Origin of the sequence: Devosia sp. Leaf64, assembly GCF_001421945.1 — a bacterium.
In the GTDB taxonomy this organism is placed as follows: Bacteria; Pseudomonadota; Alphaproteobacteria; order Rhizobiales; family Devosiaceae; genus Devosia.
Genome location: NZ_LMLO01000021.1, coordinates 159109 through 179012, shown reverse-complemented (window position 1 = coordinate 179012; position 19904 = coordinate 159109). Strand labels below are relative to the sequence as shown.

The 19904-nt window shown below is 60.8% G+C and carries 19 protein-coding genes and 1 other annotated feature; of the genes, 14 read left to right on the top strand and 5 right to left on the bottom strand.

Annotation, left to right across the window (positions count from 1 at the left end):
* The first annotated feature begins 132 nt into the window (after window positions 1-132).
* From ASE94_RS13790 to ASE94_RS13760, 7 genes are all read left to right on the top strand, one after another.
* The gene (locus tag ASE94_RS13790; protein WP_200913655.1) at window positions 133-2064 is read left to right on the top strand and encodes an ABC transporter substrate-binding protein; all 1932 of its coding nucleotides are present in this window, start codon (window positions 133-135) and stop codon (window positions 2062-2064) included.
* Window positions 2065-2332: 268 nt separating this feature from the next.
* On the top strand, window positions 2333-3337 hold the full coding sequence (locus tag ASE94_RS13785; protein ID WP_061908054.1) for an ABC transporter permease: 1005 nt from the start codon (window positions 2333-2335) through the stop codon (window positions 3335-3337).
* A gap of 4 nt (window positions 3338-3341) precedes the next feature.
* Window positions 3342-4199: an ABC transporter permease gene (locus tag ASE94_RS13780; protein WP_062630887.1), complete on the top strand. Its 858-nt coding sequence runs from the start codon at window positions 3342-3344 to the stop codon at window positions 4197-4199.
* Window positions 4200-4201: 2 nt separating this feature from the next.
* Window positions 4202-5242 carry an ABC transporter ATP-binding protein gene (locus tag ASE94_RS13775; protein ID WP_061908052.1) on the top strand — a complete coding sequence of 347 codons (1041 nt, stop codon included), beginning with the start codon at window positions 4202-4204 and terminating at the stop codon, window positions 5240-5242.
* On the top strand, window positions 5239-6153 hold the full coding sequence (locus ASE94_RS13770; RefSeq protein WP_062630886.1) for an ABC transporter ATP-binding protein: 915 nt from the start codon (window positions 5239-5241) through the stop codon (window positions 6151-6153). The genes ASE94_RS13775 and ASE94_RS13770 overlap by 4 nt, the downstream gene beginning before the upstream one ends.
* Before the next feature lie 238 nt (window positions 6154-6391).
* The gene (locus tag ASE94_RS13765; RefSeq protein ID WP_062630885.1) at window positions 6392-7333 is read left to right on the top strand and encodes a family 43 glycosylhydrolase; all 942 of its coding nucleotides are present in this window, start codon (window positions 6392-6394) and stop codon (window positions 7331-7333) included.
* Window positions 7334-7560: 227 nt separating this feature from the next.
* Window positions 7561-8367: an alpha/beta hydrolase gene (locus ASE94_RS13760; protein ID WP_062630884.1), complete on the top strand. Its 807-nt coding sequence runs from the start codon at window positions 7561-7563 to the stop codon at window positions 8365-8367.
* A gap of 27 nt (window positions 8368-8394) precedes the next feature.
* On the opposite strand, the gene ASE94_RS13755 is transcribed toward ASE94_RS13760, so the two are convergent.
* Entirely contained in the window at window positions 8395-9321 is a 927-nt protein-coding gene (locus tag ASE94_RS13755; RefSeq protein ID WP_200913654.1) for an NAD(P)H-binding protein, read from the bottom strand.
* 16 nt (window positions 9322-9337) lie between these two features.
* Here ASE94_RS13755 and ASE94_RS13750 point away from each other — a divergent pair, with 16 nt between their 5' ends.
* From ASE94_RS13750 to ASE94_RS13735, 4 genes are all read left to right on the top strand, one after another.
* The gene (locus tag ASE94_RS13750) at window positions 9338-10243 is read left to right on the top strand and encodes a LysR family transcriptional regulator (protein WP_061908048.1); all 906 of its coding nucleotides are present in this window, start codon (window positions 9338-9340) and stop codon (window positions 10241-10243) included.
* Between the two features lie 62 nt (window positions 10244-10305).
* Window positions 10306-10361, top strand: a sequence feature (sul1 is cis-regulatory element that is thought to sense ions involved in sulfur or methionine metabolism; They are found in Alphaproteobacteria).
* 61 nt (window positions 10362-10422) lie between these two features.
* A complete protein-coding gene (locus ASE94_RS13745) occupies window positions 10423-11904 on the top strand; it encodes a SulP family inorganic anion transporter (protein ID WP_062630883.1) in 1482 nt (493 codons plus the stop codon).
* 157 nt (window positions 11905-12061) lie between these two features.
* Entirely contained in the window at window positions 12062-13663 is a 1602-nt protein-coding gene (locus tag ASE94_RS13740; RefSeq protein WP_062630882.1) for an FAD/NAD(P)-binding protein, read from the top strand.
* Window positions 13664-13751: 88 nt separating this feature from the next.
* Entirely contained in the window at window positions 13752-14630 is an 879-nt protein-coding gene (locus tag ASE94_RS13735; RefSeq protein ID WP_061908045.1) for a Ku protein, read from the top strand.
* Here the strand turns inward: ASE94_RS13735 and ASE94_RS13730 are convergent.
* From ASE94_RS13730 to ASE94_RS13715, 4 genes are all read right to left on the bottom strand, one after another.
* A complete protein-coding gene (locus ASE94_RS13730; RefSeq protein WP_062630881.1) occupies window positions 14627-15460 on the bottom strand; it encodes a Ku protein in 834 nt (277 codons plus the stop codon). The two genes, ASE94_RS13735 and ASE94_RS13730, sit on opposite strands and share 4 nt — an antisense overlap.
* A gap of 97 nt (window positions 15461-15557) precedes the next feature.
* The gene (locus ASE94_RS13725) at window positions 15558-16490 is read right to left on the bottom strand and encodes a manganese catalase family protein (protein WP_061908043.1); all 933 of its coding nucleotides are present in this window, start codon (window positions 16488-16490) and stop codon (window positions 15558-15560) included.
* 146 nt (window positions 16491-16636) lie between these two features.
* Complete coding sequence (locus tag ASE94_RS13720) at window positions 16637-17125, bottom strand: group III truncated hemoglobin (protein ID WP_062630880.1); 489 nt, start codon at window positions 17123-17125, stop codon at window positions 16637-16639.
* Window positions 17122-17727, bottom strand: coding sequence for a metalloregulator ArsR/SmtB family transcription factor (locus tag ASE94_RS13715; RefSeq protein ID WP_244484045.1), 606 nt, complete (start codon window positions 17725-17727; stop codon window positions 17122-17124). The genes ASE94_RS13720 and ASE94_RS13715 overlap by 4 nt, the downstream gene beginning before the upstream one ends.
* 195 nt (window positions 17728-17922) lie before the next feature.
* On the opposite strand from ASE94_RS13715, the gene ASE94_RS13710 reads away from it, so the two are divergent.
* From ASE94_RS13710 to ASE94_RS13700, 3 genes are all read left to right on the top strand, one after another.
* On the top strand, window positions 17923-18525 hold the full coding sequence (locus ASE94_RS13710) for a superoxide dismutase (RefSeq protein ID WP_062630879.1): 603 nt from the start codon (window positions 17923-17925) through the stop codon (window positions 18523-18525).
* 126 nt (window positions 18526-18651) lie between these two features.
* Window positions 18652-19191 carry a flavin reductase family protein gene (locus ASE94_RS13705; protein WP_244484044.1) on the top strand — a complete coding sequence of 180 codons (540 nt, stop codon included), beginning with the start codon at window positions 18652-18654 and terminating at the stop codon, window positions 19189-19191.
* Window positions 19192-19255: 64 nt separating this feature from the next.
* The gene (locus tag ASE94_RS13700; RefSeq protein WP_062630878.1) at window positions 19256-19567 is read left to right on the top strand and encodes a hypothetical protein; all 312 of its coding nucleotides are present in this window, start codon (window positions 19256-19258) and stop codon (window positions 19565-19567) included.
* Window positions 19568-19904 lie beyond the last annotated feature (337 nt).

The window sequence follows — 19904 nt, the reverse complement described above, 5'->3', positions numbered from 1 at the left end:
TTGTATCATGTTTCCCGATTTATATCACTTCGGCGATTGACAAGAATTAAGCCCTCGTTAGTATGACTTTTGATGGCACTGGAGGGTGCCAAAGGAAGTGCGGAGGCATTTCCGCTCTAGGGAGGATACAGAATGGATAGACGTAGTTTCCTTATCGGGACGACGGCAGTCGGCGCGCTGATGGTTGCAGGCAAGGGCCTGGCCTTCGCGCAGGAAGCCGAAGGCACGGCGCCTGACCTGGCCCAATTTCCACGCAACGAGACGGTGATCGTCCACAATCCGGAAGGCATCATTCGCAATCCGGCCTGGTTCAACCTGTGGGCTGTGGGCGCCGGCAACGGCACGTCCAACGGCCTGCACCAGCTGACGACCGACACGCTCTGGTTCATCGATCCAGATGCAGGCCTCGAAGGCGCCAGCGAGAACGCCGTCTACAATTCGCTGGCCGACGACCTCTGGCAATATAACGAAGACTTCACGGAAATGACCGTGAAGCTCAAGCAGGGCATCTTCTGGAGCGACGACGTCGAATTCACCGCTGATGACGTGGTGTTCACCGTCCAGAAGCAGGCTTCGACACCCGGCACGCCGTACAATGGTGCGTTCTCGGTTCAGGTCGCCGAAGTTACGGCGCCGGACAAATATACCGTCCACTTCAAACTCAACAAACCGAACTCGCGCTTCCATACCCTGTTCGCCGTGCGCTGGACCGCCGCATGGATCATGCCAAAGCATGTCTATGAAGGCGTCGAAGACATCCTCAGCTACGATGCGAACCCGCCGGTTTCCATCGGGCCCTACACGCTCCACTCGTTCGATCCGAACGGCACCTGGTATATCTGGCAGCGCCGCGAAGACTGGCAGCGCACGGCCATGGGCATGATTTCGGAACCGAACCCGAAATATGTCATCTACCGGAACAATATTTCGACCGACAATCGCTTGATCGAGATCCGCAACGGCAATCTCGACATGGTGCACGATCTGACGCCGGAAGGCACATTCTCGGTGGTGCAGCAGGATCCGCAGATCCAGGGTTGGTTCCCGGGCTTCCCCTATGCCCACCCCGATCCCACGCTCGTCATGGCGATCCCGAACCATCAAAATCCAAAATTCCAGGACAAGCGCGTCCGCTGGGCTCTGGCACTCATGCTCGATGCGCGGACCATGTCCATGGCCTCATATCGCGGCGCGGCAACGCTCTCGGCCATCTCCGTGCCACCGACCGGTACGCATCCGCGCGATTACCATGCGCCGCTGCAGGATTTCCTCATCAATTACGAAGTGGAAGCCGGCGGCAACAAGGTGAAGCCATACGACCCGAACATCGGCATGCAGATCGCCGACATGGTTCGCGGCCAGTTTGGCGACGCGGTGCCGAGCGAAGAAGAAGCCGTGCGCAATGCCTTCGGCTATGGATGGTGGAAGCAGGACATTCCGACCGCTGAAGCCCTCCTCACCGATGCCGGTTTCACCAAGAACGGCAATCAGTGGATGATGCCCGACGGCCAGCCGTTCACCTTCTCGGTGATGGTGCCGCAGGAAGGCGTGGTCAACCGTCTCGGCGTGATCATCGCCCAGACCTGGGCCCAGAACGGCATCGGCGCCACCGCCGAAGTCGACGCCGATCCATGGGGCCGCCAACGCGTCGGCAATTTCGAAGTCAATATTGCCTGGGCCGTGGAAACCTGGGGCGGTCACCCCGACCTCTCGTTCTTCCTCGACAGCTACCACTCGGCCTATGTCGCCGAGCCGGGCGCCTCGCAGCCTGACCGCAACTGGATGCGCTGGAAGGATCCGCGTCTCGACGCGATCATCGAAGAGATCCGCGGTACCGACTTCAACGACCCCAAGGGCACCGAACTCGGCCACGACTTCGTCAAGCTCCACCTCGAAGAAATGCCGAATATCCCGATCATGGCCTACAACGTGTTCTCCATTCAGTCGAACCGGTTCTGGACCGGCTGGCCGAACGCGGAAAACAACTATGCCAACCCGGTGACCAACTGGTCGAACGGCCGCTACATCTTCACCCAGATCACTCCGGTCGACGGCGCGGCGTAACAGTCCTCCCTGGTGGCCCGGTCTTTCAGGCTGGGCTGCCCCCGGGATGCGCGGGCCACTGCGCATCCCGTGGATTTTTGCTCGCAGCTCGCGCGTCGGAAGAGCCCCACGCCCATTCCATTGGGATCGAGCGCCAGCTGTCGGGTGTAGAGATATAGACCAGGCTTCGGTGCATGCCATTCGAGCGCAGCTCTCATGGCCTTCTCACCAAAATTGGCTCCACTGGAGCAAATTTGCCTGCGGCACGGTTCGAAGTTGAGGAGACCGTATGCACGGTTATTTGTTGTTTGTCGGGAAGCGGGCGCTGCTGATGTTTGCAGTGATCTTCTTTGGCATATCGGCCATGTTTCTGGTCACTTATCTCTCTCCCATCGATCCGGTTGAACAGGTCCTGGGCCGGCTTTCGGCGCGGTCGAACCTTTCCCCTGAAGCCATTGCCTCGACGCGCGAGGCGCTGACGGCGATGTTCGGCACCGGGCAGCCGATGCATGTGCAATATTGGAATTTCTGGACCCGGCTGATCCAGGGCGATCTCGGCGCTTCGCTGATGGCGTTTCCGACGCCGGCCATGGAATTGGTAATGCGCGGCATGCCCTGGACGCTGGGCCTCCTGCTCACCTCGACCGTCATCACCTTTATCGTCGGCAATCTGATGGGCGGGCTTGCCGGCTATTTTCAGAACAACCGGTTCTTCAAGGCCTTTGGCATCGTGACCATGGGCCTCCAGCCGATCCCCTACTATATCGTCGCGTTCATCATTCTGGTCATCTTCGGTTTCCTCTGGCCGGTGCTGCCGATTTCGGGCGGGTTCAGCATGGACGTGCGGCCGAGCTGGACCATGCCGTTCATTCTATCGGTGTTACAGCACTCGCTGCTGCCGGCCTTTTCGCTGGTGCTCGTGGGCCTCGGTGGCTGGTTCATCGGCATGCGGGCGCTGGTCTCCAATATCGTGACGGAAGACTATGTGACTTATGCCGAGCTCGCCGGCGTCAAGCGTGAGACCATCGTCAGCGGCTATGTGATGCGCAATGCGCTGGTGCCGCAGGTGACGGCGCTCGCCATGGTGATCGGCGGGGTGTTTTCGGGCACGATCATCACCGAGCAGGTCTTCAACTATCCCGGCATGGGCTCGCTGCTCGTCGATGCGGTGAATGCGGGCGATTATTCGACCGTGCTCGCGGTCTGCACTGTGTCGATCACCGCCGTCGCCTTTGCCATCTTCATCGTGGACTTGCTGCATCCGCTGCTCGATCCACGCGTGCGTACGGAGTAGGGCCATGTTCGCCGTTTTCCGCGACCTTATCCGCTACAATCTCGAATTCGCCATCGGCCTCGTTCTCGTCGGCATCATGGTGATCTTTGCGGCGCTGTCGTTTTTCTCGCCGGTCGATCCGACGCTCATCTATATGGCGATCCCCGACCAGCCGCCTTCGGCGCAATACTGGTTCGGAACCAATTCGCGCGGCCAGGATCTGTTCTGGCACCTTTCGGCTGCTTTCCGAAACAGCCTGATGTTCGGCGTCACCGTGGCCGTGCTCTCGCGCATCATCTCGATTTCGGTCGGGCTCGCTGCGGGCTATCTCGGCGGCTGGGTCGATCGCGTGTTGATGTTCATTAACGACATCTTCGTTGCCGTGCCGATCTTCCCGATCCTCGTGCTGTTCTACTTTGTGCTGCGCAACAACATGGACAGCTTCACCATGGCGCTGATCCTCGCCTGTTTCGGCTGGCCGTTCGACGCGCGCCTGATCCGCTCGGTGGCGCTGGGCTTAAAACACCGCGAGTTTACAAGGCACGCGGTCTTTGCGGGTATGTCGACGCGAAAAGTGCTGCTCGAAGAGCACCTGCCCTATGTGATGCCCATCGTTTTTTCGACCTTCATGAACAACATGCTCTGGTCGATCGGCATGGAGGTGACCCTCGCCGTTCTCGGCTTCACCAATATCAACAATCCGACGATCGGCACGGTGCTCTATTGGGCCAATAGCCACTCGGCGATGGTGGTGGGGACATGGTGGTGGATCGTCATTCCGGTGATCCTGATCGTCATGACCTTCCTTGGCCTGTTCCTCCTCGCCGTGAGCATGAACGAATATATCGACCCGCGCAGCCGCCTGCGCCGCATGGGGGCCTGACTATGACCCGCGACAGCAAACCCGATCTTCTGAAAGTCGAAGGGCTCAAGGCCTATTACCAGATGAACTACTACGGCGTGGAACGCGAGGTGCGCGCCGTGGATGGGATCTCGATGAACATCAAGCGCGGGGAGGTCTACGGCATTGCCGGGGAAAGCTCTTCGGGCAAGACGAGCTTCATCAAGGTCTTGGCCGCCGCCATTCGTCCCCCCCTCAAGGTGGTTGAAGGCACGGTCAAATACGAGTTCAAGAACGGCCCCATCGAGGTGACGACAGCGAGCAAGGCGCAGGTCGAGGATGTGCGCTGGAAGCACCTCTCCTACATCATGCAGGGCTCGATGAGCGTGCTCAATCCGGTGCGCCGGATCGGGCGGACGTTCAAGGATTTTGCGCAGCGGCCGTTGGGGCTGACCGGCGCGGCATTCGAAGCGCGGGTGGTGTCGCATCTGGCGCGGCTCAAGCTACCGCCGGAAGTGTTGAAAGCCTATCCGCACGAGCTTTCGGGCGGCATGCGGCAGCGCGTGACCATTGGGCTCGCGACGGTGTGCCACCCCGAATTCATCATTGCCGACGAGCCGACGACGGCCCTCGACGTGGTGGTGCAAAAGGAAGTGCTGAGCCTCATCCGCGACATCCAGAAGGAGATGGATTCTTCCGTCGTCTTCGTGACGCATGACATGAGCGTCCATGCTAATATCGCTGATCGGGTTGGGATCATCTATGCCGGGCGCCTCGTCGAGGAAGGCCCGACGCGGCAGATGTTCTTTACGCCGCGCCATCCTTATACGGCGCATCTGGTGGCGAGCCTGCCGCGCATTGGCGACACGACGCAGCGCCCGGCGCTGGAAGGACGGCCGCCGAACCTTGCCGATCCACCGCAGGGGTGCCGCTTCCACCCGCGCTGTCCGCTCGCCGTCGACAAATGCCGGCAGGAAGTGCCGCCGCTTGAAACGGTAGATGTCGATCATCGCACGGCATGCTGGCGTTGGCAGGATGTCAAGCCGCTGGTTGGTTCGGCGCATCCGGCAGGAGTTATGGCATGACGACGCTTCTTGATGTGCGCAATGTCTCCAAGCACTTTACCATGGGCGGGATTTTCGGGCGCAAGACCGTTGATGCCGTGATGGATGCGAGCTTCTCGCTTTCGGCGGAAAAGCCCGAGATTTTTACGATTATCGGCGAGTCCGGCTCGGGGAAGACGACGCTGGCCCGCATGGTTTTGGGGCTCGAGGATCCGAGCGAGGGGGAAATCCTCTTCCAGGGGCAGAAGGTGAGCCGGCATGCGAGCAAGGCCGAGCGCCTGGCTTTCATGTCCAAGGTGCAGCCGGTATTCCAGAACCCTTTTGAAGCGTTCAATCCGCTCAAGAAGATCGAGCGCTATCTCGAATCCACCGCGCGGCAGTTTCTCCATACCAAGGACCGGGCGGCGATCGACCGGGCGATGGACGAGGCGCTGCAGAAGGTGGGCTTGAGCCTCAAGGAAGTGCGCGGGCGGTTTCCGCATGAAATGAGCGGCGGGCAATTGCAGCGCTGCGCCATTGCGCGGGCGCTGATCCCCAATCCGCCGCTGCTGATCACCGACGAGCCCGTTTCGATGGTCGATGCGTCGCTGCGGATGAGCATCGTCAACCTGCTCAAGAGCCTGCGCGATGATCTGAAGGTGTCGGTGATCTACATCACGCATGACCTTGCGACGGCCTACTACATTTCCAACCGGCTGATCATCATGCAGCGCGGGCGGATCGTCGAAATGGGCGATGCGCGGACGGTTCTCGATAATCCGCAGCATCCTTATTCCAAGCTCTTGAAGGCTTCGGTGCTGTCGACGGATGATGCGGGGGCTGGGAAGCTCGCGACCGATCCGGGCATGGTGCAGGCGGCCAATGGGCTGGTTGGCGAGGCCGGGAAGCTGGTGATGCGGCCAGATGGGCGGGAAGTTCGGGTTTATGGGTAGGGGGTAGAACCCCCACCTAGCCTCCCCCTGGTAGGGGGAGGGACGCATCGAGTTTGCCCTTGCGGCTGCGGGCCACCGGCAGATTGCTCCCCCTTCAGGGGGAGGTTAGGTGGAGATCTTTCCTTTGCTCTCGACCGTGCCAAAGGCCCCCCTCACCCGCCGGCTACGCCGTCGACCTCTCCCGCAAGGGAGAGGTGGGGGCTCCACTACATCTCCAAACCTAAGGACCCAGAAAAAAATGAGTGCGCCGATATTTCGGGATCCGGTTCAGGATGGGGCGGCGGATCCGGTGGTGGTTCGCAAGGAGGGGACCGACGAGTGGTGGATGTTTTATACCAATCGGCGCGCGGCGGCGGGGGGCGAGGGACATACCTGGATCCATGGGTCGCCGATCGGGGTGGCGGTTTCGACCGATGATGGGGCAAGTTGGGACTATCGGGGGACCGTGAAGGGGCTCGATGCGCCGGGGGACGATGGGCTCAATACGCATTGGGCGCCGGAGGTGATTTTTGCCGCGGGGCAATATCACATGTATCTGACCTATATTACCGGAGCGCCGTCGCATTGGCAGGTGCCGCGGACGATTACGCATTTTGTCAGCGATGATCTGGAAAATTGGCGGCGGGTGGGGCCGCTAAAGCTGTCGAGCGATCGGGTGATCGATGCGGCAGTTTATCACTGCCCCGATGGGCTTTGGCGGCTTTGGTACAAGGACGAGGACCATGGCTCGGCGACGTGGTGCGCGACGAGCCCGGACCTGTTCGACTGGACGGTCGAGGGCGAGGTGATCCCCGGTTCGCCGAGCGCGGCGCCGCATGAGGGGCCCAATGTCTTTGCGCTTGGCGGGTTTATCTGGATGATCGTCGACGAGTGGCATGGGCAAGGAGTCTATCGCTCAAGCGATGCAAAAAACTGGGTGCGGCAGGGGGTGATCGGCGGTGAGGCTGGCACGGACAAAGGCGACATTCGCTTCGTGCGGCACGCCGATGTGGTGGCCTTTGCCGATCATGCAGCGCTGTATTATTTCACCCATCCCGATTGGGACGAGCATAGCCAGACCGAAGGGCCGCGGAATGCGGCGGAGCGGGCGACGGTCATTCACCATGCGCGCTTGACGGTCGAGGATGGTGTGCTGGTGCTGGAGCGGAATGTTCCGGCGGATGCGGCGCTGCTAAGGTAGGGTGCCAGTTCTCTTTCCCTGCGCCTTAAATCCAAAGACACCTGCGTCATTCCCGCGAAAGCGGGAAGCCAAAACTGCGATGTAGGGATTCCCGCTTTCGCGGAAATGACGCCAGGGATGGCTAGGGGGCCAAGTGGCTGGGATACTAGACGGCTGGGATGACGCTGAAGGGTGTCGAAGCCTGGTCTGTTCGTTCGTCGCACTGGTGTCACAGATGGAGGAACAGAATGGATCGCACTTTCCGGGATGATGGGCTTGAGGCCTTTGCCGAGGACGGTCCCCCTGCCCTGCCGGCGGGGGGCGCCGTTTTGGATCGGGATCGCGTCGATGTCTGGTATGCGAGCTATGGCGCGGGTCCGGTGGTGATGCTGCTGCATGGCGGCATGGGGAACTCAACCAATTTTGGGCATCAAGTGCCGGCGCTGCTGGCGGCGGGTTTTCGGGTAGTCGTCATGGACAGTCGCGGCCAAGGGCGGAGCGGCTGGGACGGGACGCCGTTTTCGTATGCGCAATTTGCCGGGGATGCGTTGGCGATCCTCGACGGACTGGGCATTTCCCGCGCGGCCGTGGTCGGCTGGAGCGATGGGGCCTGTACCGGGCTCGCCATGGCCAAGGCGGCGCCCGAGCGAGTGGCGGGCGTCTTTTATTTTGCGTGCAATGTGGACGCGACCGGCAGCTTGCCTTTCGTGATGACCGACACGATCGGTAATTGCCTCACACGGCATCAAAAGGACTACGCAGCGCTGTCGCCGCGACCGGAACGCTTCGAGGAGATGAGCGTGGCACTGCAGGTGATGCAGGGCAGCCAGCCGAATTATTCGGCCGAGGATTTGCAGACGATTGCTGTGCCGGTGACGGTGGCGCAAGCGGAGCGGGATGAATTCATCCGCGTTGAGCATGCGCGCTACATCGCCGACACGGTGCCGGGCGCTGAGTTCGTCCTTCTGGAGGATGTCAGCCACTTTGCGCCAGTGCAGCGCCCGGAGGTGTTCAATGGAGCGGTGCTGGATTTCTTGAAGGGTTTGACGCTTTAGGCAAGCGTCAAACGCGCGTTGGATTGCTCAGCGGAGCCGGTCGGCCATGAAGGCGCTCATGCTTTGGGGCCGGTGGCCGATGAGTTTTTCGAGGAGCGGGTGGGTGGCGGCGAACTCGCCGGATCGGGCGGCGCGATAATAGCCCATCATGATGGCGATGCGTTCGGGGGATGCGCCGGCGGCGGTGGCATTTGCCAGCATCATATCGTCGTCTAGGATTTCTCGGGTGATGGGTCTGCCGAGGATCTTTTCCGCGCATTGGGCGAGATCGGAGAGGTCAAGGGACTCGGCGCCTGTGAGGGGTGGCGTTGGGCCATCGATGGTTTCGGCGCCGGCCAGCAGCGCGGCGTCGGCGGCCGCGAGATCGTCGTGGGTTGTCCACGACACTTTGCCATCGGCCGGGGCGGCGAGCGTGCCGCTTGCAAAGCCGCGGGCGTTCATGGCCAGGGCGCTATCGGCGTAAAAGCCATGGCGGAGGGCGGTCCAGGCCAGGCCGGACTTAGCGAGCATGGCTTCGGTGGCCGCATGGGTCAGGGCGGGCGGGAAGTGTGAGGTCGAAGAGCTCGCGATCTGGCTCGTGTAGAAGACGCGCTTTACCGACAGCTCTCGGGCGACGGCGATGGCCGTGGCGTGCTGGGCCAGCGGATCGCCGCCACTTGCCGCGGCATTGGAGGATACCAGTAGCAGACGCTTGGCGCCTTGCCAGGCGTGACGGAGGCTGTCGGCATCGTCGTAATTGCCCTGACGCACGCGGATGCCGGCCGCGGCGAGGTCGGCGACCTGTTCTGGGTCGCGCACGCTGGCGGCGATGCGGTTGGCAGGGACAAGGGCGAGGAGGTTTTGAGCAATCTTTCGACCGAGTTGGCCGGATGCGCCGGTGATGACGAGCATGATGATCTCCGTGTTGGCGCCAATCTGGCTGTTCTCGTGCGCGTTGATAATCGGCTTAGCCAAGAATAGGCTGTTCTCTATGAAGAACAGTGTTTCGCCGGATCGATTGAAGATTTTCCTCGCGGTATTGGATGCAGGCGGCTTTCGGGCGGCGGCGCTCAGGCTTGGCACGGTGCCATCGCGGGTCAGCACCACGGTGGCGCGGCTCGAAGCTGATATTGGCGTGCCGCTGTTGCTGCGCTCGACCCGCAGCGTCAGGGCGACCGAACAGGGACGCCGGCTGGCCGATACCATCCGGCCGCTGTTTCATGAGGTCGAGGAAGCGGTGAGCGAGGCCGCCAATTCGATGGGGACGGTCCGCGGGAGGCTGGCGCTCAATGTGCCGGGCGCCGTCGTGCCCGACATCCTGCCGCCGTTGATCGCAGAATTCCAGCGGCTGCACCCTGAGGTCGAGATCGAGATCGTTGTCGAGAATGATCGCGTTGATATCATCGCGGCTGGGTGCGATGCGGGGATCCGCTATGGCGCGCATCTGGCCAAGGATATGGTTTCGATCCCGATCGGGCCGCGGACCCAGCAGATGGCTTTTGCGGCGTCGCCGGACTATTTGAATGCTCATCCGAAGCCGGAGTTGCCTGAGGACCTGACCGGCCACGCGGCGATCCGCTACAGGCTGCCTGGGGGGACCTTGCTGCCATGGCGGTTGCGGAACGCGGCGGGGGAAACGGTGATGGTTGAGCCGCCGCGCTCGCTCGTCATCAGCGTCAATGCGTTTGATAGCGGGTTGAGCTATGCGCGCGCCGGGATGGGGATCATTGCCGTCTTCCGAAACTGGTGCGAGGCAGATTTTCGTGCGGGGACGCTGGTGCCTCTGCTCGAAAAGCATTGGCCGGTGCTGGATGGGCCGCGGCTTTATTATCCCAGCCGGTTCGCAGGGGCGCCGCTGCGGGCCTTCATCGCGGTTTGCCAACGCCAGGCGGGGTGATCGATCACCGGCGCAGGAGCCTTGCCGGGTGGGGCGCGATCTGGCATGAGAGGGTCATTCATCCTGGACCCGGTGCAATTCCGGGTGGCTCTTCCGGCCGCCGATCCGCCGGACAATCAAGCAAAGCCGATTTTCGTGCCGGGTTCCATTGAGGACCGCGCTGGCTTCTTGGTGTTTTCATGTCTCTCTCGCAAACCATCCACCGCAACTGGTTTTCCAATATTCGCGCCGATATCCTTGCCGGTATCGTCGTCGCCCTGGCGCTCATTCCCGAGGCCATCGGCTTTTCCATTATCGCTGGGGTCGACCCCAAGGTTGGGCTCTATGCCTCGGTGGTCATCGCCATCGTCATTTCGTTTGCAGGCGGACGACCGGCCATGATCTCGGCCGCAACCGCCGCGACGGCCGTGTTGTTCGGGACGCTCGTGCGCGAACATGGGCTGCAATATCTGCTGGCGGCGACGATCCTTGCCGGCGTGATCCAGATCGGGCTCGGATGGTTGCGGATCGGTTCGGTCATGCGCTTCGTGTCGCGCTCGGTGATGACCGGGTTCGTCAATGCGCTCGCAATCCTGATCTTCATGGCGCAGCTTCCCGAACTGATCGGGGTGACGTGGCAATCCTATGTGATGATCGCGCTCGGCCTTGCCATCATCTATCTCTTTCCGCGACTGACGCGCGCTGTGCCCTCGCCGCTGATCTGCATTCTCGTGCTGACAGGGATTGCGCTGGCCTTCGGGGTGGATACGCGGACGGTCGCCGATCTCGGCGCGCTGCCCAATGCCTTGCCGGTCTTGCTGTTCCCCAATGTGCCGCTGACGCTAGAAACCCTGCAGATCATCCTGCCGACCTCGATCGCGGTGGCGGCAGTGGGGCTGCTCGAAAGTCTGCTGACGGCCTCGATCGTCGATGGCATGACCGATACCAAGAGCGACAAGAACCGGGAAAGCATCGGCCAAGGCATAGCCAATATCGCCAGTGGCTTTTTCGGCGGCATGGGCGGCTGCGCCATGATCGGTCAATCCACCATCAATGTCAGATCGGGCGGCCGGACGCGGCTCTCGACCTTTACGGCCGGGGCATTCCTGCTGTTTTTGTTGATGGTGCTGGGCGAATGGGTCGGGCTCATTCCCATGCCGGCGCTCGTTGCCATCATGATCATGGTGTCGATCGGGACATTTTCCTGGTCGTCGCTGCGGGATCTTGCGCATCACCCGCGGCGGTCGAGCCTTGTGATGCTTGCGACCGTGATCACCGTTGTGGGCACGCATAATCTGGCGCTTGGGGTTGGGGTCGGCGTGTTGCTGTCAGGGCTCTTCTTTGCGTGGAAAGTGTCGCAGGTTTTCCGGGTGTCGTCCGATCTGGCCGGTCCCGGCGAGCGGCACTATGCGGTCGAGGGGCAATTGTTCTTCGCTTCGGCAGAAGAATTCCTCGAGGCGTTCGACTTCGCCGAACCATTGCAGCGCGTCCGGATCGACCTGACACGGGCCCATATCTGGGATCTGACGGGGGTGAATGCCGTCGACCAGGCCGTATTGAAATTCCGGCGCGTCAATGTCGTGGTCGAGGTGATCGGCATGAATGCGGCGAGTGCGACGATCATGGACAAGTTCGCCCAGCATGATCGGCCAGATGCCATCACCAAGGTTTTGGGACACTAAACCTAAAGCATAGCGGACGCCAGGGATTTTGCCCTGGCGTTCGCGGGCATGACCGCTTTGCACGACTTCCGGACGTTTCTTGCAGAAAAACTTTGGTCGGCCGGGTCTGAAACGATCTCCCCAGCGTTAGTCAGGGTCGCTAATCGAGAGAACCCGGATGCACCAGACGCTGACAAAGAGCGTGACCAAAGTCGCCATTGTCGGCGGCGGGCCAACTGCCGTCTACACGCTCAAGAACCTGCTGCAGAAATCGGGGCGCTATTCGGTCACCATCTTCGAGGCCGGCAAGGTCGCCGGCTGCGGCATTCCTTATTCGGAAGAGCATAATACGCCCGAGATGATGGCGAACATCACCTCGATCGAAATTCCGCCCGTATTGGTCTCGCTTGCCGATTGGGTGCGGGCCCGTGACGCAAAGTTTCTCAAGCGCTTCGGGATTGATCGGGAGGCGGTTGGCGATCGGGATTTTTATCCGCGGATCTTGCTCGGGGCCTATTACGTCGATCAACTGCGCCAACTGATGGAAGCGGGATCGGCGGCGGGACATGCGATTACCGTCGAAACGGATACGCATGTCGTCGATATCGAGCCGTTAAAGGACGGGACCTCGGTCTTGACGCGGTCGGGCGAAAAGACGGCGCATCGTCGGTTCGATCGCGTTATTCTGGCGACGGGTCATCTAACGGATTTCGGAAAGCTGAAACGGCCGACACGGCTTTATCGTTCGCCCTATCCGACGCAGAACCTAACGCTGGACAAAGACCGTGCGGCGCTGATCCTCGGATCATCGTTGAGCGGGATCGATGCTGTGGTGGCACTTGCCTCCCAACACGGCACGTTCATCGCGGAGGGGACGGCGTTTCGATATGAGCCGAAAGGCCCCTCGCCTATCCGTCTCGTCATGACGTCGCGCAAGGGGATTATCCCTGATGCCGACTTTTTCTATCCCATCCCCGAAGAGCCGCTGCTGATCTTCACGCCGGCGCGTCTCGAAGCCTTGCAAGCTGAAGGGAAGACGGGATTTCTCGGTCGCGCTATGAAGCTCTTCAAGCAGCAATTGGCGACGGACGATCCCGAATTTCTTGCGCGATTGGGGCTGAAGCGGTTTACGCCGGAGGCTTTTGCCAAAGCCTATTTCGAGATGCGGCGCGATCGCCAGGGGTTCAAGGCGATTGCTCAGAACCTGCGCGAATCCGAGCGGAACTATCGCGAGCGACGCACGGTGATGTGGCGCTATACGCTGATGCGGGCCCATGAAGTGTTCAGCGAGATCGTGCCGTACTTCGATAGCAAGGATCTCAAGACGTTCAGAACCCACCTGACGCCGGTCTTTGCCGATGCCTATGGCTGCATTCCGCATAAATCCATTGAGCGGCTTTTAGCTTTGCATCAGGCCGGGTGCCTCGACGTGATTGCCTTAGGTGACAGCGGCAAGATCATCTATCGCGCCGGCGCGTTCGAGCTGGTTGGCGTCGAGAAAGAGCAGAGTTTCAGGACGCTGATCGATGCACGTGGACAGGTGATGGTGTCGCTGGCGGATCTCGGGTTTGAGCGGCTGGATCAGGCCGTCGATGTCGAGGATTTTCTCAAGCGCAGCGAGGGGGAAGCCGCGGAGCACCAATTCCGCGTGCCGCTCAGAGGTCAGCCGAAGTCGGATATTTTCTGCCTCTCCATTCCGATCATGATGAAGCGCTATCCGTTTGCCCAGGGCTTGGTGGCCTGCGCCGATGCGGCAAAGCTCGTTGCGGATGCGATTTGACGGCTGAAACGCTGGTGAACGCTCCTGCGCATCATGTGGAACGGGTTTCCGCAGATCTCGTTTTTCCAGGTGACATGGAGGTTTGCTGATGGCTGCGAGGGCAATCTGGAGCGGGGCGATCAAGATCGCGGAGATCGCGTGCCCGGTCAAAATGTATACGGCAGCCACGACCTCCGAGCGTATTTCGCTCAACCTACTCAATCGCAAGACGGGCAATCGGCTCAAACGGCTCTATGTCGACGAAAAGACCGACAAACCAGTCGAGCGCGAAGATCAGGTCAAGGGCTATGAGACGAGTGCGGGCCACTACGTGGTGCTCGAGCCCGAAGAGATCACCGCTGCGGTGCCCGACAGCGACAAGGTGCTCAAGGTCGATAATTTCATCACCTGCGGGCAGATCGAGACGACCTATTTCGACAAGCCTTATTATCTTCTGCCAGCCTCCGATGCGGCCGAAGAGGCTTTCGTGCTGATCCGGGAAGCGTTGCGCAACCAGAAGGCGGCGGCAATTGCCCATACCGTGCTGTTCCGCAGATTACGGCCCGTGCTGATCAGGGCGCATCGCAAGGGGCTGATCGCGACGACACTCAACTTCGATTACGAAGTCCGCTCGGCAAAAGAGGCTTTCAAGGATATCGGCAAACGCAAGATCGATGCGGAAATGCTCCAACTTGCCGAGCATATCCTGGAGACAAAAGCCGGCAGCTTTGACCCCAGCGCGTTCGAAGACCGCTACGAGGATGCACTGGCCGAATTGGTGAAGGCCAAGATCGATGGGCGCAAGGTGATTCCGCTCAAGCGCCCCGAACCGACCAAAAAGAACGATCTGCTGGAAGCGCTGCGGATGAGTGCCGGCGGCAAAGAAGAGGACAAGGCGCCCGAGAAGAAAGGCACACCTAAGAAAACGACGAGCCGCAAAAAGGCCGAGGGCGAAACGAAGCCCGCCCCGCGCCGCAAAGCCAGTTAGCTGCGGCGCTTTCGCTTCGGGGTATCGTCCGGCTTGCCCTCGAGGCTTTTCTTGAGGGCAGCCATGAGATCGATGACATTGCTCGGCGCGCTGTCTTCGTCCTCGGCTTCGATCTTCTTTGCTGACTTGGCCGCCGGCTTCTGGGTTTTCTTGGATTTGATGATGTCGAGGAGACGATCCTGCACGGGGTCCTCGACCATGGTTTCGGACCATTTGGTCGTGCGCTTTTTGATGAGCTCTTCGACCATGCCCATCATTTTCTTATCGACTTTGTGGTCGTCGACCTTTTCCCAATATTCATCTTCATCGCGCACTTCGTCGCCGAAACGCAGCGTCCAGAGGACGATGCCGTCTTCCCAGGGCTGGAGCATGACCGCGCGTTCGCGGCCGCCGATGACGAGACGGGAAATACCGACCACGCCTTTATTGGCCATGGCCTGGCGTATGACGCTGAAGGCTTCCTCGCTGATTTCGGCATCGGGCACGAGAAAATAGGGCGTATCGAAATAGGTCCATTCGATCGTGTCCTCAGGCGCGAATTCCTGGATATCGATCGTCTTGGTGCTATCGAGTTGCACCGCATCGAGATCGTCTTCTTCGAGAACGACGTAGTCGTCCTCGCCTTTTTCAAAACCACGCACCTGATCATCGCGCTCGACCGTTTTGCCCGAAACAGCATCGACATAGCGCGTGTAAATGCGGGAATTGGTCTTGCGATTGAGAGTGTGGAACCGAACCTTTTCGCCCTCGGTGGTCGCGGGGGTCAGGGTGATCGGACAGGTGACGAGAGAGAGTTTCAAAAAGCCCTTCCAATAGGGACGACCTGCCATTTGCGACCTCCTGAGAACAGGCGGAAAACGCGGGGCCCTGCGGGATGTTCCGCGCGGTTAGAAAGGCCCTGCGCTGGTGAGCAGGGCCCAAAGCGAATTAGCGCGAGGCTTTGTAAAGCTTGGATGCGATTTCGAAGAACTCTTCGGGCGCATAATCTGGCGTGAAGGCGGAGGGGACGCCGACAAGCTGCTGCATCTTGCCGCCTTCCGGCATGCCTTCGACCACTTCCAGCGGCCCCGGCGGATCGGTCGGCAGCGCGACTTCATCGTTGGACCAGATGCCCGAGATTTCCTTATAGTCGTCCTGGCTCCAGGTGTAGAGCCGGCGGTGCGAGCCCTCGTCGAGGTATTTCTGGCATTCCGGAATTTTGGAGAGCGGAATGTTGGGCGTGGGCAGCATTTTCTCGATTTCGACGCCGGTCAGTTTCTTCAGGGCCAGCGCATAGGAATGGGCGTGGACTGAGCCACGGACCAGGAGATAGCCACAGACTTCGCGGCCGGTGGCATCGTCGGCGCTCAGCGTCTCATAAACGCGCAGCTTGTGAAGACGCGCGCCGCATTCGAGATGGAAATTGTGGAGGAGATCGAAGATGACATTGCCGGTCGTCGTGATGAAGTCGTTGTTCCACGAGACGCCATTGGCGTTGACCGGGGTTGCACCGCCGCCATTGGACAGAAACGCCGAGGCGAGGCGGATGTCCTGCATAGCTTCGAAGGGCGACTTGCTGATATCGCCACCATCGCCCTTATCGCCACCGCGCTTGTCGGGGCCATTGTTGAGCATGGCAACGCCATTGCTGACGAGTTCGACATGGGCGAGTTCTTCGGCAGTGATCGAGGCAACGAGGCTGTAAAACGGCCTCAGCTTGTCCTTGCTGCGGAAATTGAAGCTTTGGAACATGTAGTTCCCAAGCGTCGACATCTCCCCATATTTGCCGCCGAGCAATTCCTGAAGCGCTGCGGCAGCATTGGGGTCCTGTTTCTTCGGCGGAGGCAATTCGGTGATCAGACGGTCGACACGCATAAACATGGACAAGTCTCCTGATTGGCTGCAGGGCCAACGGAGCGCACATGGCGATGTTCCTGAAACCATCCTCGGTTTCATTTGCGGGTTGTCAGTCTGCTGCCGCGGGAAAATCTCGCGAGATCAGGGCGGGTTCACGACGGTGGATAGACCTATTCAGGCTTCCAGACGGCCGTGTCGGCTTCGCGTTTGAGCGGGCCCATATGGGTGATGTCTTCGCCGCGGCGCATGGCGATGTTCATGCGGAAGGAGTTGCCGATGCGTTCGGAGCGCTCGGTGAAAAGGGCGGCGATGTCGGGCGGGCAGAGGGCGTCGACGGTTTCGCGGAAAAGGCGGAGCCAGCGCATGAAATGGGCATCGCTGAGTTCGGGGATGGCCATGTGCTTGGGCATGGGCCGGCCGCCATATTTGCCGGTGCCGAGGAGCATGGAGCTCCAGAAATCGGTGATGGTGGCGATATGGGCTGGCCAGTGGGCTTCGGGGATGACGCGGTTGAAGACCGGGCCGATGACGGGATCGCGGCGGGCAGCGGCGTAGAAGGCATCTACCACGCGGGAAATCATGGCTTCGTCTAGCCCCTCGGGCGTATCCCAGCCGATGCGGTGAAGGCGCGTGCCGGCGGGGGGGCGGGGATCGGTCATGAGGCGGTCTCGGACGTGATGCGATAAGAACAGCGGCGGCCACCGCTGACGATATGGTCCTCGCGCTCGATCTGGGCTCCTGGGCCGAGAATCGAGCGGAATACATCGAGCTCAGCGCGGCAAAAGCCCTGGCAGGCAGTGGCGGCGGCGCAGATCGGGCAATGGTTTTCGATGAGGAGGAGCGAGCCATCGGGCTCTTCGCGCCACTCGGCCATATAGCCTTCGCGTGTGCGGAGATCGACGAGCGCGGCGGTGCGGGATTTGAGGTCGGTTTTATCGGCGACGGCGGCTTCGTAGGCCTCGCGGGTGAGGGTTTCGCGGGCGGTGATGACGGCATCGAGCGCGTTGGGGCCGAGGGTGGTTTCGACGAGTTCGAGAAGCTGGACGGTGAGCGCCGCGTGGGTATCGGGGAAACGCGACTGGGCGGCTGGGGTCAGGGACCAGAGCTGGGTCGGGCGTCCGACGCCGGTCGAGGAAGCCATGGCTTCGACGAGGCCTTCCTGGGCGAGGCGCAGCAATTGCTGGCGCGCGGCCTCACCGGTGATCCCCAATTCCTGGCCGATGGCGCCGGACGACAGGCCCGAGCGCATTTTTAGCGCCATCAGCACACGCTCGCGCGGGCTGCGGGGGGACCAGGCCGGATTTTCCAAGTCTGAACTTGACATATTGGGCGGAAGGGTTTTCAAAGTCATTGCTTGGAAAATAGCCCGGTTAGCCGCAGATGGCAAGCCGGCTCGGAAGGAACCTCAAGCGAGGTGCTTCGATTTTCCCGATGCACAATGCAAAAGGAGCCCCAAATGGCCTTCGAACTGCCCACCCTGCCCTATTCGACCAACGCCCTTGCCAATGCCGGCATGAGCCAGGAAACGCTGGAACTGCACCACGGCAAGCACCATCAGGCCTATGTGACCGCGCTCAACGGCTTTGTGGAAAAAAAACCGGATCTGCAGGGCAAGAGCCTCGAAGAAATCGTGCTCTTTGCCAAGGACAAGGCAGACCTCGCGCCTGTTTTCAATAATGCCGGCCAGCACTGGAACCACATCCACTTCTGGAACGCGCTTTCCCCGACGGGCGGCAAGCTGCCGGGCAAGCTCGAAGCCAAGATCACCGAAGACTTCGGGTCAGTCGATGCGTTCAAGGACGCGTTCAAGACCGCGGCCACGACGCAGTTCGGTTCAGGCTGGGCCTGGCTGGTGCTCGGCAATGACGGCAAGCTCAAAGCAACCAAGACCGCGAATGGTTCGAACCCGCTGGCGACTGGCGAAGGCAAGCCGCTCTTGGGCCTCGATGTGTGGGAGCACTCCCACTATGTCGACTTCCGCAATCGTCGCCCGGATTATGTGACCAACTTCCTCGACAAGCTCGCGAACTATGAGTTTGCGGAAGCGAATTTGGGCTGACACCCGTACGCAGCGTCATCCCCGCGAAAGCGGGGATCTCGCTTACCAAAAGGGATTCCCGCTTTCGCGGGAATGACGCGGTGAAATCGAGTGACCCCGCAACCATCGACACTTCCGAGTAGCGTGATGCCTGATTTTGAATTGCCTGAGAGCATGACGCTGCGGCCGACGCGACGGCCGGTGGTGGGTTCGGCCGAGTTCCGGAGCGCCATGGCGTCGATGGCGGCCAGTGTCTCGGTGGTAACGGCGCGGCGAGGCGAGGAGCGGGTTGGGCGGACAGTTACTGCTGTGATGTCGCTTTCGGCGACGCCGCCGGCGATCCTGATTTCGATCGATATCATGAGCCGGCTGGCAGACTTGATCGCCAAAACCGGTGGCTTTTCGCTCTCGATGCTGGCAGCGGGGCAGGACGAGATTGCCAATGCCTTTGCCGGCAAGGTGGCGCAGGCGGAGCGGTTTACGCTTGGGGCCTGGCACCAATGGCCATCGGGACATCCGCAGCTCGATGGGGCGATGACGGTGCTCGATTGCGAAGTGATCGGCTCGATCGCGACAGGGACGCATGTGCTGTTTGCCGGGGCGATCGTCGATGTCGAGACGCATGAGGACCGGCAGCCGCTGCTCTGGCAGCGGCACGATTATCATGCGTTGACGGAATTGGACTGAAGCGGTCCAAAGTGCCACACTGACAGCGTTTTCCCGATTCAGGTTGAACCGCGCTGGAGGCGAGATGTTTTCCTCCAGTGCCGGCGCTGAGGAGGCGGTCTTGCCACGTTACTTTTTCCACTATCGCACCGATGAGGAACTGATCCGCGACGAAGCGGGCAGCGAACTCGCCGATCTCGACGCCGCGGAAACGCAGGCGGCGGAAATGGGTAAGGCGATCATCGAGCGACTGGCGGGGCAAGGGGGCGAAACCAAGCTGCCACGGACCATCGAAATCACCGATGCGGGCGGCGAGGAGCTGCTTTATGTGGTGTTTTGGGAGGGGCCGAAGATCGGGAGCGAGGGCAGCCCGGTGACGCCGGCGAGCGTGCACTGATTTTTGCAATGGCTTCCCGCTTTCGCGGGATGACGCCGTAAATGGCAAAGTTCTAATTACAAGAAGAGCGGGCCGCCGTGGGCGGTGACGACGAAGCCAAGGATAAGGGCGGCGGCGAGAGCGGCGTAGGAGACATAGAGCTGGACGTTGGTCATGGCGGCCTCACGAGCTATGACCCAAAGACTACCAGACTAATCGAGATTAACAAGCTGTAAACCGTATGCCGGAAGGCCTGCGGTGGAAACGCTTTGCCTCGTTGTGACGGTTTGATGAAAAGAGTCTACCGTCACGCTCCTGTCCGATGCGTGACGCAGGAAGGCAGACAGACTCACTTTGG

What these genes read in the sequence shown, in the direction of transcription:
- ASE94_RS13790 (WP_200913655.1), top strand. Translation starts at nt 133, where the DNA reads ATGGATAGACGTAGTTTCCTTATCGGGACGACGGCAGTCGGCGCGCTG.
- ASE94_RS13700 (WP_062630878.1), top strand. Translation starts at nt 19,256, where the DNA reads ATGTTTTCCTCCAGTGCCGGCGCTGAGGAGGCGGTCTTGCCACGTTAC.
- ASE94_RS13760 (WP_062630884.1), top strand. Translation starts at nt 7,561, where the DNA reads ATGGATCGCACTTTCCGGGATGATGGGCTTGAGGCCTTTGCCGAGGAC.
- ASE94_RS13730 (WP_062630881.1), bottom strand. Translation starts at nt 15,460, where the DNA reads ATGGCAGGTCGTCCCTATTGGAAGGGCTTTTTGAAACTCTCTCTCGTC.
- ASE94_RS13725 (WP_061908043.1), bottom strand. Translation starts at nt 16,490, where the DNA reads ATGTTTATGCGTGTCGACCGTCTGATCACCGAATTGCCTCCGCCGAAG.
- ASE94_RS13740 (WP_062630882.1), top strand. Translation starts at nt 12,062, where the DNA reads ATGCACCAGACGCTGACAAAGAGCGTGACCAAAGTCGCCATTGTCGGC.
- ASE94_RS13785 (WP_061908054.1), top strand. Translation starts at nt 2,333, where the DNA reads ATGCACGGTTATTTGTTGTTTGTCGGGAAGCGGGCGCTGCTGATGTTT.
- ASE94_RS13720 (WP_062630880.1), bottom strand. Translation starts at nt 17,125, where the DNA reads ATGACCGATCCCCGCCCCCCCGCCGGCACGCGCCTTCACCGCATCGGC.
- ASE94_RS13780 (WP_062630887.1), top strand. Translation starts at nt 3,342, where the DNA reads ATGTTCGCCGTTTTCCGCGACCTTATCCGCTACAATCTCGAATTCGCC.
- ASE94_RS13715 (WP_244484045.1), bottom strand. Translation starts at nt 17,727, where the DNA reads ATGGCGCTAAAAATGCGCTCGGGCCTGTCGTCCGGCGCCATCGGCCAG.
- ASE94_RS13710 (WP_062630879.1), top strand. Translation starts at nt 17,923, where the DNA reads ATGGCCTTCGAACTGCCCACCCTGCCCTATTCGACCAACGCCCTTGCC.
- ASE94_RS13745 (WP_062630883.1), top strand. Translation starts at nt 10,423, where the DNA reads ATGTCTCTCTCGCAAACCATCCACCGCAACTGGTTTTCCAATATTCGC.
- ASE94_RS13705 (WP_244484044.1), top strand. Translation starts at nt 18,652, where the DNA reads ATGCCTGATTTTGAATTGCCTGAGAGCATGACGCTGCGGCCGACGCGA.
- ASE94_RS13770 (WP_062630886.1), top strand. Translation starts at nt 5,239, where the DNA reads ATGACGACGCTTCTTGATGTGCGCAATGTCTCCAAGCACTTTACCATG.
- ASE94_RS13750 (WP_061908048.1), top strand. Translation starts at nt 9,338, where the DNA reads ATGAAGAACAGTGTTTCGCCGGATCGATTGAAGATTTTCCTCGCGGTA.
- ASE94_RS13775 (WP_061908052.1), top strand. Translation starts at nt 4,202, where the DNA reads ATGACCCGCGACAGCAAACCCGATCTTCTGAAAGTCGAAGGGCTCAAG.
- ASE94_RS13735 (WP_061908045.1), top strand. Translation starts at nt 13,752, where the DNA reads ATGGCTGCGAGGGCAATCTGGAGCGGGGCGATCAAGATCGCGGAGATC.
- ASE94_RS13765 (WP_062630885.1), top strand. Translation starts at nt 6,392, where the DNA reads ATGAGTGCGCCGATATTTCGGGATCCGGTTCAGGATGGGGCGGCGGAT.